The sequence below is a fragment of the Mesorhizobium sp. WSM4983 genome (genome assembly GCF_029625765.1).
In the GTDB taxonomy this organism is placed as follows: domain Bacteria; phylum Pseudomonadota; class Alphaproteobacteria; order Rhizobiales; family Rhizobiaceae; genus Mesorhizobium.
Window position 1 is genome coordinate 201,975 of sequence record NZ_JARTVM010000003.1, and the last position, 11,716, is coordinate 213,690.

Sequence of the window (11,716 nt, forward strand, 5' to 3'; positions counted from 1 at the left end):
AAGGGGAGAAGGGGGCGCCACCTCTGGCAACCTCTCAGCTCTTCGGTTAGCTTCCGAAAATTCCTTGGCGGAGGATGAACCTTTTTGGACCGACCAGCGACAGAGCCACGAGGAGCCAGGCGGCTCGACCGGCCATGAACGCGGCGACCGAAACCGATCGCGCGCTTGTAGACCGGGTCGCGAAGGGCGACCGGGCCGCCGTGCGGCTCCTGTTCATGCGTCACCACGCGCGGATCTACCGTTTCGTGGCGCGCCAGACGGGATCGGACATGATGGCCGACGATATCACCAACGAGGTCTTTCTCGAATTGTGGCGCCAGGCGCCGAGCTTCGAAGGCCGCTCCGAAGTCTCGACTTGGCTGCTCGGCATCGCCCGCTTCAAGGCACTGTCCTTGCTGCGCAAGAAGAAGGAAGACTGGATCGACGACGATGCCGCGGCGCAGGTTCCCGACGGCGCCGACACGCCGGAAGTGGTCACCATGAAGGAAGACAAGGCCGCCGCCTTGCGCCGCTTTGTCGATGCCTTGCCGGAGGAACACCGCACGGTGATCGACCTTGCCTATTACCATGGCCAGTCGGTGACCGAGATCGGCGAGGTGCTCAACATCCCGGTTGCCACTGTCAAGACCAGGATGTTCTACGCCCGCAAGAAACTCGGTGAGGCCCTCAAGGCGGCCGGTTACGACAGGGGGTGGCCATGAGCGCCGCTGAAAAGATGTCGCGCCGCGACGAGATGGAGACGTTGCTGCCGTTTTACCTCAACGGTTCGCTGGAAGGCGCAGAACTCGAAGCCGTCGAGGAATGGCTGGCCTCCGATCCTGCGGCGATGGCCGCGCTCGGCGAGGCGGAAGCCGAATTCTCCGGCACCGCCGCCGCCAACGAGGCGATCCGACCGCCGGCCGACGCGCTCTCCCGCTTTGCAAGGGCGCTCGACGCCGAGGCCGGTCCGGCGCGCACGCCCCCCGGCCAGTCATGGCTGGCGAAGGTCTTCGGCCGGGTCACGGCAATCCCGTCGGGTGTCGCTTGGGCGGCGGCCGCGGCGCTGCTTGCACTGGTCGTGGCGCAGTCTTTCGAGCGGCCGGGCGGCAAGCGCAACGACTTTGAAATCGCCGGCGCTCAGGATGATCTAGCAAACCTGCCCTTCGCCCTGGTCAAGTTCAAGCCGGATGCCAGGATGTCGGATATCGCCGCCTTCCTTGGGCAGAACGGGCTGAAGATCGCCGGCGGGCCGACCGCCGACGATGTGTTTCACGTGACAATCCCGGCCAGCACGGCGGCCGACTACGACAAGCTCGTCGGCCTTATTGCCGCCCAGCCTTTCGCGGAAGCTGTGGTGCAGGGAAGGAAACCGGTCGATGGCGGCTAAGGCGGTCGTTCTTCATGCGGCAATCCTCGCGGCGACATTTGTAGGCGCTCCCGCCGTTGCGCAGACCAACGATCCGAACCTCTCGCAAAAGCAGATCGACTGCCTCAGCCGCACGACGGCGGCCGGCGCTGACTGCGACAAGGACGGCGGCGGGCAATCCGGCGCGGGCAATGCCGTCGGCGGCGCCGTGTTCCTGCCGTCGCTGATCGTCGACCTGTTCCCGAATCCGCCTGCACGGCCGACGCCTGCGCCAACGCAGCCGGCGCCCCCAAAGAGCCCAACAAGCACAGCGGCGCCCGCTCCGCCGCCAAGCGGCCCCATCACACCGCCTACCGGGCTCAATCTCGCCGCGCCGCCGCGTGCGGTCAGTGGCGAGTTCGTGCCCGACGAGGTGCTGGTGACGGTCGCCGGCGATGCCGGCGCGGTGCAGCAGATCGCCACCACCTTGGGCCTTCAGGTGCGCTCGCAGCGCCAGTCGCGGCTGCTCGGCACAACGCTGGTGCGCTACGGCATTCCGGACGGACGGCCGGTCGGCGTCGTGCTGGCGCAGCTTGCCGCCGACGGGCGTACGCAGCGGCGTGAGCCCAACCACATCTATTCGCTGCAGCAGGCCGCCGGCATCGTGAACTATGCCTTCGAGCGCATCGCGCTCGATTCGAAACAGGCGAGCGGCGAGAACGTGCGCATTGCCGTCATCGACACCGGCATCGACGATACCAACCCAGCACTGAAAGGCGTGATCGCCGGCCAGTTCGACGCCATGCCGAACGTGCCGATCAAGAAGCGCGACCACGGCACCTCCGTCGACGGGCTGATCGCCGGCGTCGGCGCGCTGGAAGGCATCGCGCCGGGCGCCAAGATCTATCACGCACGGGCCTTCGAGGGCGGCAAGTCGAGTATGGATGTCATCCTGTCGGCGCTCGACTGGGCGGCGGAACAGGACGTGCGCATCATCAATATGAGCTTCGTCGGGCCGAAGAACGACCTCCTCGGCACCGCCTGCCGCAATGCGCGCGCGCTCGGCATGGTGCTGGTCGCAGCGGCCGGCAACAACGGGCCGAAAGCGCCTTACGGCTATCCGGCAGCCTTCGACGGGGTCATCGCGGTCACCGCGACCGACGCCAAGGACGGGCTGATGCCGCAAGCCAATCGCGGCGCCTATGTCTTCCTCTCGGCGCCGGGCGTTGAGATGGTTGCGCCGAGCGGCACCGGCTCGGACGTGGTGACCGGCACCTCCTTCGCCGCCGCGATCGTCTCAGGCGCGATCGCCAACCTGATCCATGCCGCGCCCGACCGCTCGGCCGATGAGATCGAGAATGCGCTGGCGGCCACGGCCAAGGATCTCGGCCCGAAGGGGCGGGACAATGACTTCGGCTATGGGCTGTTGGATATAAAAGCAGCTGGGGCTGCGAAGAAATAGGCTCCCGAAAATCTGTGGCGCCGGCAGGACAGAGGGGGGTGCGACGGAACTCAACGCGTCTCGTCTGTCGGAACACGATCCCTACACCGGCGCGCCGGCCACCGACCCCCGCACCACCAGATCGACCGGCCAGACCTCGCCGCGCGCGCCCTCTTCCAGCCCTGATATGCGCGCCGCCAACCGCTCGGCCACGCGCGCGCCGGCAAGGCGGATCGAGGAGCGGGTGGTCGAGAGCGGCACCGGGAAATTCTCCGGCCGCAGCCAGGGAAAGACGTCGTCATGGGCGACCAGCGACAGATCGCCCGGAATGGTCAGGCCGAGATCGCGCACGGCGCGGACGACGCCGAGCGCCATGATCAGACTGGAGCAGACGATCGCCGTCGGGGCTCCGCTTTCTTCGAGCAGGCGGCGGGCGGCGCGATAGCCATTTTCCTCGGTCATGGTCGTGGAACAGATGTGGCGCTCGCCCAGCGTCAGTCCGCTGGCCGCAAGCGCCCGGCGCACGCCGCGCTCGCGATGGATGGCGAAGGTCTCGCGGTCGTCGCCGTTGATCAGAGCCAGCCGCTTGTGGCCGAGCTGGACGAGAAGCCTGGCCGCTTCGTGGAAGGCGCCCTCGTTGTCGATATCGAGATAGGGATAGTCGAACTCAAAACCCTCGCTGCGGCCATGGACGATGAAGGGGATGCCCAGCGTGTTGACCAGCGCCAGCCGCCGGTCGGCCGGGCGTGGCGAGGAAATGTAGACGGCGTCGACCTGGCGGTTGGCGACGATGCGCCGATAGGTCGTCTCCTGGTCGTCGGCATCGGCCGGCGAGAGCACCAGATCGAGCTCGTGCGAGCGGGCATAGTCGCCGAGACCCGAAAGAAACTCGACGAAATGCGGATCGATGTCGACGGCGTTGCCCGTCGGCAGCACATAGCCGATCATTCCCGATTTGCCGGTGGCCAGCCGCCGCGCGCTGGGGTTCGGCCGGTAGCCGTGGCGCTTAGCGGCATCCATCACGCGACGCCGCGTCTCCTCGTTGACCTCCGGGTAGCCGTTCAGCGCCCGGCTTACCGTCGTCTGCGAAAGCGACAGCATGTGCGAGAGTTGCTTCAGGTTCATCGAGGCCTCCAGCCTCAAAGCGCTTTCAATTTGAATCGATCCGAGGATCGCTGGCACCGTCGTCGGAACGTCATGACCTTAGGGGCCGCCACAGGCAGTTTGAAGCCGAAATTGCTGCTGCAGCGCCAAAAAAGCTTGCTGCATTGCACTTTTTCCTTCACTCGCAGGCGGGTTTAAATCGATTAGCACGGCCGACCTCTTGACTTCCGCATGATTCAATGGCGAGGTCAGATTTAGCCAAAGCGCTTTGGAAGACTCTTCGAAAGGTTGCGGTTGCCTTCTCGCTGAGTCACAGTTCCGTGGGCGTCGGCGGACGAGATGGAGGTTTCGTCCGAACTGTCTCAACACTGGGAGGACTGCCATGAAGAAAATACTTCTCTTGGGTGCTGCGTTCGCTGCGCTCACCCTTGGCCTGCCGGCACATGCCGAACTGAAATTCAAGCCGGGCGAAGATTCGAAGTTTCATTGGGCGAATTACGACGATCTCAAAAAGGTCGACCTCAAGGGCGAAACGCTGACCATCTTCGGTCCGTGGCGCGGCGAGGACGAGACGCTCGTGCGTTCGGTGCTCGACTATTTCTCCGAGGCGACGGGAGCGGAGGTCAAATACTCCTCGTCCGAGAATTATGAGCAGCAGATCGTCATCGACACACAGGCCGGCAGCCCGCCCAACATCGCCATCCTGCCACAGCCGGGACTGATCCAGGATCTCGCTTCCAAGGGTGTGCTGACCCCGCTGGGCGACGACGTCGCCGCCTGGATCAAGGAAAATTATGCCGCCGGCGACTCCTGGGCCAAGCTCGGCACCTATACGGGCAAGGACGGCAAGCCGGGCTTCTATGCCTTTCCCTACAAGATCGACGTGAAAGGTCTGGTCTGGTACTCGCCAGATAATTTCGAGGAGGCAGGCTACAAAGTTCCGAAGACTCAGGAGGAACTGGCCGATCTCGAAAAGAAGATCATTGCCGACGGCGGCAAGCCCTGGTGCATCGGCCTGGGTTCGGGCGGCGCCACCGGCTGGCCGGCGACCGACTGGGTCGAGGACATCATGCTGCGCACCCAGCCGCCGGAAGTCTACGACAAATGGGTGAAGAACGAGATTCCCTTCACCGATCCGGCCGTGGTCAACGCCCTCGACATCTTCGGCAAGATCGCAACCGATGACAAGATGGTCGACGGCGGTGCCAAGGCAGTCGCGGCAACCGACTTCCGCGACAGCCCGAAGGGCCTCTTTACGGTGCCGCCGAAGTGCTACATGCACCATCAGGCATCGTTCATTCCTTCCTTCTTCCCGGAGAATGTGAAGCTCGGCCAGGATGCGGACTTCTTCCCCTACCCGCCCTACGCCTCGAAGCCGGAACTGGGCACGCCGCTGGAAGTGGCCGGAACGCTGGTGATGATCACCAAGGATTCCAAGGCTTCGCGTGAGTTCATCAAGTTCCTCGAGATGCCGCTCGCGCATGAATTGTGGATGGCGCAGAAGAGCTTCGTCACGCCCTTCAAGGGAGCCAACAAGGACGCCTATGGCAGCGACGCGCTGAAGAAGCAGGGCGAGATCCTGGTCGGGGCCACCACGGTGCGTTTCGACGGCTCGGACCTGATGCCCGGCAAGGTCGGCGCAGGCTCCTTCTGGACCGGCATGATCGACCTGGTCGGCGGCAAGTCCGCCCAGGACGTCGCCGCCGATATCCAGAAGAGCTGGGATGCCATCAAGTAAGCAGAGAGGCCGCCGCGCGCGACCCGAGACTTTCCTCATCCTCCTACTGGATCCGGGCTACGGCCCGGGTCCGACCGGCAACGCACGCCGGAAGCCTTCGCGTTCCGAATAACTGAAAGTCGGCGCATGCGGCTGCCAGCCTTGGCCGGCCGGTCATGCCCAGGGAGAGGGACCCATGGCGGCTCAGATTTTCTCGGCCATATTCGTCATCATCATCGGCGTCGGCGGCTGTGTCGCGTATTTCTGGGGCGCCAACAAGCTGCTCGATCTCATCTTTCCGTCGCGCGGCGTCTCCGGCAGCGCCGCCGTCGACAATCTGCGCCGGCAAGGGCTGGTGCGGCCATGGCTGTTCGTCGGGCCGGCGATGATCATCCTGACCATCTATCTGATCTATCCGGTGATCGAGACGCTGCGGCTCTCTTTTCTCGACCGCGGCGGCGAGCACTTCGTCGGCCTCGCCAACTACCAATGGGCGTTCAGCGACCAGGATTTCCGCAACTCGATTTTCAACAACATCCTATGGCTGGCGGTGGTGCCGGCGGCCTGCACCTTCCTCGGCCTGATCATCGCCGTGCTCACCGACAAGATCTGGTGGGGGACGATCGCCAAGAGCCTGATCTTCCTGCCGCTGGCGATCTCTTTCGTCGGCGCCAGCGTGATCTGGAAATTCATCTACGAGTATCGCGGCGAGGGGCAGGTGCAGATCGGCCTGCTCAACGCCATCATCCAGTATTTCGGCGGCCAGCCGCAGGTCTGGATATCGCTGCCGTTCTGGAACAATTTCTTCCTGATGGTGATCCTGATCTGGATCCAGACAGGGTTCGCCATGGTGATCCTGTCGTCGGCCTTGCGCGGCATTCCGGAAGAGACGCTGGAGGCGGCCGTGATCGACGGCGCCAACCCGTTCCAGATCTTCTGGAAGATCATGGTGCCGCAGATCTGGGGGACGATCGCAGTTGTCTGGACCACCATCACCATCCTGGTGCTGAAAGTGTTCGACATCGTGCTGACCATGACCAACGGCCAATGGAACAGCCAGGTGCTCGCCAATCTGATGTTCGACTGGATGTTCCGCGGCGGCGGCGATTTCGGCCGCGGTGCCACGATCGCCATCATCATCATGATCGCGGTCATCCCGATCATGGTCTGGAACATTCGCCAGGCCAACAAAGAGACGGGAGGACACTGAGATGGCTGCGACCCGCGGAAAGTCCTTCGTCGGCCGATTCGGCGTTCATCTCGCCGTGCTGGTCTTCGTCGTCATCTGGACCATCCCGACACTCGGCATCCTCGTGTCGTCGCTGCGCGACAAGGACCAGATCATCGCGTCGGGTTGGTGGAACTCCTTCTCAAGCTCCAGCCAGACCGAGGCTGGGCGTCTGCCGGCTGCGTCCGCACAAACCCAGAAGGACGGCAAATACGTCATCGAAGGCAACGTCTTCGGCGACGGCGCTAAGCGTGCGATCAGCGCCTTCGGCACCAAGGCGGCGGCGCCGACACAATACAAGGCCGGCACGGCTGCCGATCTCGGCGATGGGGTGTCGCTGCAGGTCAACGCCGACGGCACCTTCGTGCTGTCTTCGCCGAAGGCCTTCGAAGGCGATCGCGGCCAGCGCGTCTACTATGCATCCTCGGCGCCGCCGAAATTCACCACGGAAAACTACGAGAACGTGCTTCTGTCGCAAGGCATCGGCCGCTCCTTCATGAACTCGCTGACCGTGACCATTCCGGCGACAGTGATCCCGATTCTGATCGCCGCCTTCGCCGCCTATGCGTTGGCCTGGATGCGCTTTCCCGGACGGGCGCTGCTGATTGCGGTGATCATCGGCCTGTTGGTGGTGCCGCTGCAGATGTCGCTGATCCCGCTGCTCAAGCTCTACAACGGCGTCGGGACCTTCTTCGGCGTGCCGTCGAAAACCTATCTCGGCATCTGGCTGGCGCATACCGGCTTCGGCCTGCCCTTCGCCATCTACCTGCTCAGAAGCTATATCGCCGGCCTGCCGCGCGAGATCATGGAATCGGCACGGATCGACGGCGCCAGCGATTTCGAGATCTTCGTCAAGATCGTGCTGCCGCTGTCCTTCCCGGTGCTTGCCTCCTTCGCCATCTTTCAATTCCTGTGGGTGTGGAACGATCTGTTGGTGGCGATGGTTTTCCTCGGCACGGCGCCCGACCAGATCGTGCTGACGGCGCAACTCAACGCGCTGCTCGGCTCGAGAGGCGGCAATTGGGAAATCCTCACGACATCGGCCTTCATCACCATCATCGTGCCGCTGATCGTGTTCTTCTCACTGCAGCGCTATTTCGTCCGCGGGCTGCTTGCCGGCTCGGTGAAAGGAGGTTGAGACAATGCAATCGGCTTTGAAGACGAGTTCGAGACCGGACCCCGCCGTCGACCGCGACTGGTGGCGGGGCGCGGTGATCTACCAGATCTATCCACGCTCTTATCAGGACTCGAACGGCGACGGCATCGGCGACCTGCAAGGCATTGTCCGGCGGCTGCCCTACATCGCCTCGCTCGGCGTCGACGCCATCTGGATCTCGCCCTTCTTCAAATCGCCGATGAAGGATTTCGGCTACGACGTGTCGGACTATTGCGACGTCGATCCGATGTTCGGCACGCTGGCCGACTTCGACGCGCTGGTGGCGGAAGCCCATCGGTTGGGCCTCAAGGTGATGATCGACGAGGTGCTGTCGCACACCGCCGACATCCACCCTTGGTTCAAGGAAAGCCGCTCCAGCCGGACCAATCCGAAAGCCGACTGGTATGTGTGGGCGGACGCCAAGCCCGACGGCACGCCGCCCAACAACTGGCTGTCGATCTTCGGCGGCTCGGCCTGGCAATGGGATACAAGCCGCCAGCAATATTACATGCACAATTTCCTGGCCGAGCAGCCCGATCTCAACTTCCACAACGCCGAGGTCCAGGACGCGCTGCTCAACATCACCCGCTTCTGGCTGGAGCGCGGCGTCGACGGCTTTCGGCTCGACACCATCAATTTCTACTTCCACAGCCTGGGGCTGGAGGACAACCCGCCGCTGCCGCCGGAAGAGCGCAACGACCAGACGGCGCCGGCCGTGAACCCCTACAATTACCAGGACCATATCTACGACAAGAGCCGGCCGGAGAATCTCGGTTTCCTTGAGCGCTTCCGCGCGCTGCTCGACGAATATCCGGCGCAAGCCGCCGTCGGCGAGGTCGGCGATTCGCAGCGCGGGCTGGAAGTGGTGGCCGCCTACACCGCCGACGGCAAGCGCGTTCACATGTGCTATTCCTTCGACTTCCTGGCACCGGAAAAGATCAGCGCCGCCAAGGCGCGCGCGGTACTTGAGGCTTTCGGCCGGGTCGCCAGCGACGGCTGGTCGTGCTGGGCCTTCTCCAATCATGACGTGATGCGCGTGGCCTCGCGCTGGGCCGCCAACGAAGCGGACCCGAGCGCTTATCTCAAGGTGATCTCGGCGCTGTTGATGTCGCTGCGCGGCTCGGTCTGCATCTATCAGGGCGAAGAGCTCGGCCTCGGCGAGGCGGAACTCAAATTCGAGGACCTGCAAGACCCCTACGGCATCCGTTTCTGGCCGGAATTCAAGGGCCGCGACGGCTGCCGCACGCCGATGGTGTGGGATGCGGCGGCCAAGAATGGCGGCTTCTCGACCGCCAAGCCCTGGCTGCCGGTGCCCGGCAAGCATCTGGCGCAAGCCGTGAATGTGCAGCAGGGCGATCCGGGCTCGCTGCTCGAGCACTACCGGCGCTTTCTCGCCTTCCGGCGTCAGCATCCGGCGCTGGGCAAGGGCGCCATCGACTTCATCGAAAGCGATGGCGACACCGTCGCCTTCACGCGCTGCGAAGGCAACGAACGCATCGCCTGCGTCTTCAACCTCGGCAGCAAGCCGGCCGAAGTCGATCTCGGCAAAGGCGCGCTGCAGGCCTTGCCGGGACACGGCTTTTCGGGACAAGGTGGCACCGGGCCCATCCGCCTTGGCGGCTATGGTGCCTGGTTCGGGCGGATCGACTGAGTTGAGAACAGACAATCACTGGAGAGGAAACCATGGCCGATGTCACGCTGAACCAGGTGAAGAAATCATACGGCAACCTCAACATTCTCCACGGCATCGACCTCGACATCAAATCGGGCGAGTTCATCGTGTTCGTCGGGCCGTCGGGCTGCGGCAAGTCGACCTTGCTGAGGTCGATTGCCGGTCTTGAGGAAATCACCTCCGGCGTGCTCCAGATCGACGGCGAAGTTGTGAACGACGTGCCGCCTTCGAAGCGGGGCATCGCCATGGTGTTCCAGTCCTATGCGCTCTATCCGCATATGACCGTTTACGACAACATGGCCTTCTCGATGAAGATCGGTAAGGAAAGCAAGGCCGAGATAGACAAGCGCGTGCGCCAGGCGGCCGAGATCCTGCAGCTCACCAAGTATCTCGACCGCCTGCCCAAGGCGATGTCGGGCGGCCAGCGCCAGCGCGTCGCCATCGGCCGTGCCATCGTGCGCAATCCGAAGGTGTTCCTCTTCGACGAGCCGCTGTCGAATCTCGATGCGGCACTGCGCGTCGCCACCCGCATCGAGATCGCCAAGCTGAAAGAATCGATGCCGAACACGACGATGATCTACGTCACGCACGACCAGGTCGAGGCGATGACGCTGGCGGACCGCATCGTGGTGCTGAAGGAAGGCGTCGTCGAGCAGGTCGGCACGCCGATGGAGCTCTACAAGCGGCCCGGCAATCTCTTCGTCGCGCAGTTCATCGGATCGCCGGCCATGAACATATTGCCGGCGAAGATCGAGAAGGCCGGCAATCCGACCGTGGTCAGCCATGTCGGCGACCGCAAGGCGACGGTGCCGATCACAACGCCCGCTTCGGCGAACGGCGCGGCGGTGAGCTTCGGCGTGCGGCCCGAGGATCTCGCGATCGCGACCGGGACGGATTACCTGTTCGAAGGCAAGGTCGATTATATCGAGCAGCTCGGCGAGGTTCAGCTCGTCTATGTCGACATCGGCCGCGCCGATCTGCCGCTGGTGGCCAAACTGCCGGGAAATGTCGAGGTCAAGCGCGGCGAGACGCTGCGGCTCAATGCCGGCGCCGGGGATCTGCACATCTTCGACGCGGAGGGGCATTCCTTCACGCTGCATCGCGACGAGGCGAAGGCGGCCTGACGCGCGGTGCTGCCGTTTCGGCCAAGAGGCGCGAGACGGTCCGGCTAAAGAAAGAGCGGCGAGGTTTGCCTTCGCCGCTCTTTTTCGTCAACTGCTTGCGGCTGTTAGCGGCCGAACAGATTGCGGTCGCTGCCCTGCGGGGCCGACTTGTGCACGTCATTCGACGAGTTCAGCAGCTTGTAGACCGGCGAGTCGGTGCCCACCGACGAAGTGCGGGTCGTGTCGACGGCAGGGGCCTGCTGGCTGGCGCCAGCCGAGCCGTAATTGTCGCTGCCTGCGAAAGCTGCGCCGGAGAGGGCCAGAACGGCCGTTGCGGCAAGAACGATCTTCTTCATTTCAATACTCCTGAATTCTTAACCTGATGTCGTTTCCAAAACTGGGGTACACTTTTGGGCGACATGCCTTGGGGACGCGGCGGGTGAACCCACCGCCTGTCTCCTGTCGGCCATGGCCCCTGATGGATCATGGCCAGGTTCGGCAGTTTAGTTGTTGCCGAAGAGGTTGTGGTCCGCGCCCTGGGTGACGGGCTTCTGAGCGGCCGCTTCCGACCTGTGGGTCGAGGCCGTGCGAGAAGTGTCGACCGCGGCGGCCGGCTGATTGGCGGCGTTGGAACCGTAGTTGTCGCTACCAGCGAAGGCGCTGCCGGAAATGGCCAGAAGGGCGGCGGCAGTGAGAACAATCTTTTTCATTTTTGGTACTCCAGTATGTTTTTTTCGTCCGTCTAGCGGCGTGTCTTGGGAGTGAAAATCGCGTCGTTCGGACAGCCCCGATGTGGGTGAGCCGGCTGCCGGATTCCAATCACGAAGTTGTTTCGGCTGGCCCATGAATCCCCATCTTGAAATTGTACCAATCGCCCGCCACGATCGGTTTTTACACTGTTGAATCAGTTGGTTATCGCATTTATCCATTTGGCTCACCAAGTGTATACGCGCGCCGAGTGTTCACCCCGT

General features: G+C 63.4%; 11 protein-coding genes. 8 read left to right on the forward strand and 3 right to left on the reverse strand.

The features are described 5' to 3' along the window. The first annotated feature begins 134 nt into the window (after positions 1 to 134). The 3 genes from P9254_RS11865 to P9254_RS11875 are packed head-to-tail and all read left to right on the forward strand — an operon-like array spanning position 135 to position 2,786. The gene (locus P9254_RS11865; protein WP_278054897.1) at positions 135 to 701 is read left to right on the forward strand and encodes a sigma-70 family RNA polymerase sigma factor; all 567 of its coding nucleotides are present in this window, start codon (positions 135 to 137) and stop codon (positions 699 to 701) included. Further along, positions 698 to 1,366: an anti-sigma factor gene (locus tag P9254_RS11870; RefSeq protein ID WP_128203017.1), complete on the forward strand. Its 669-nt coding sequence runs from the start codon at positions 698 to 700 to the stop codon at positions 1,364 to 1,366. Before P9254_RS11865 ends, P9254_RS11870 begins: the two co-directional genes overlap by 4 nt. After that, complete coding sequence (locus P9254_RS11875; protein ID WP_278054900.1) at positions 1,356 to 2,786, forward strand: S8 family serine peptidase; 1,431 nt, start codon at positions 1,356 to 1,358, stop codon at positions 2,784 to 2,786. The genes P9254_RS11870 and P9254_RS11875 overlap by 11 nt, the downstream gene beginning before the upstream one ends. Positions 2,787 to 2,867: 81 nt before the next feature. Here P9254_RS11875 and P9254_RS11880 read toward each other — a convergent pair whose 3' ends face one another. Next, positions 2,868 to 3,890, reverse strand: a complete 1,023-nt coding sequence (locus P9254_RS11880) for a substrate-binding domain-containing protein (RefSeq protein ID WP_278054902.1) — start codon at positions 3,888 to 3,890, stop codon at positions 2,868 to 2,870. 361 nt (positions 3,891 to 4,251) lie between these two features. Here P9254_RS11880 and P9254_RS11885 point away from each other — a divergent pair, with 361 nt between their 5' ends. The 5 genes from P9254_RS11885 (at position 4,252) to P9254_RS11905 (ending at position 10,766) form a co-directional block, all read left to right on the forward strand. Continuing rightward, positions 4,252 to 5,607 carry an ABC transporter substrate-binding protein gene (locus P9254_RS11885; RefSeq protein WP_278054904.1) on the forward strand — a complete coding sequence of 452 codons (1,356 nt, stop codon included), beginning with the start codon at positions 4,252 to 4,254 and terminating at the stop codon, positions 5,605 to 5,607. Positions 5,608 to 5,782: 175 nt separating this feature from the next. Next, positions 5,783 to 6,796 carry a carbohydrate ABC transporter permease gene (locus P9254_RS11890; protein WP_066996012.1) on the forward strand — a complete coding sequence of 338 codons (1,014 nt, stop codon included), beginning with the start codon at positions 5,783 to 5,785 and terminating at the stop codon, positions 6,794 to 6,796. A gap of 1 nt (position 6,797) precedes the next feature. Beyond that, entirely contained in the window at positions 6,798 to 7,952 is a 1,155-nt protein-coding gene (locus P9254_RS11895; RefSeq protein ID WP_066996015.1) for a carbohydrate ABC transporter permease, read from the forward strand. Positions 7,953 to 7,956: 4 nt separating this feature from the next. Then, entirely contained in the window at positions 7,957 to 9,621 is a 1,665-nt protein-coding gene (gene bglA / locus P9254_RS11900) for a beta-galactosidase BglA (protein WP_278054906.1), read from the forward strand. Between the two features lie 32 nt (positions 9,622 to 9,653). Then, positions 9,654 to 10,766, forward strand: coding sequence for an ABC transporter ATP-binding protein (locus tag P9254_RS11905; RefSeq protein ID WP_066996021.1), 1,113 nt, complete (start codon positions 9,654 to 9,656; stop codon positions 10,764 to 10,766). 104 nt (positions 10,767 to 10,870) lie between these two features. Here P9254_RS11905 and P9254_RS11910 read toward each other — a convergent pair whose 3' ends face one another. Next, complete coding sequence (locus tag P9254_RS11910; protein ID WP_066996024.1) at positions 10,871 to 11,101, reverse strand: DUF680 domain-containing protein; 231 nt, start codon at positions 11,099 to 11,101, stop codon at positions 10,871 to 10,873. A gap of 147 nt (positions 11,102 to 11,248) precedes the next feature. Beyond that, positions 11,249 to 11,455 (reverse strand): DUF680 domain-containing protein, encoded by a 207-nt coding sequence (locus tag P9254_RS11915; protein WP_066996029.1) that lies wholly within the window; start codon positions 11,453 to 11,455, stop codon positions 11,249 to 11,251. Positions 11,456 to 11,716: the final 261 nt, after the last annotated feature.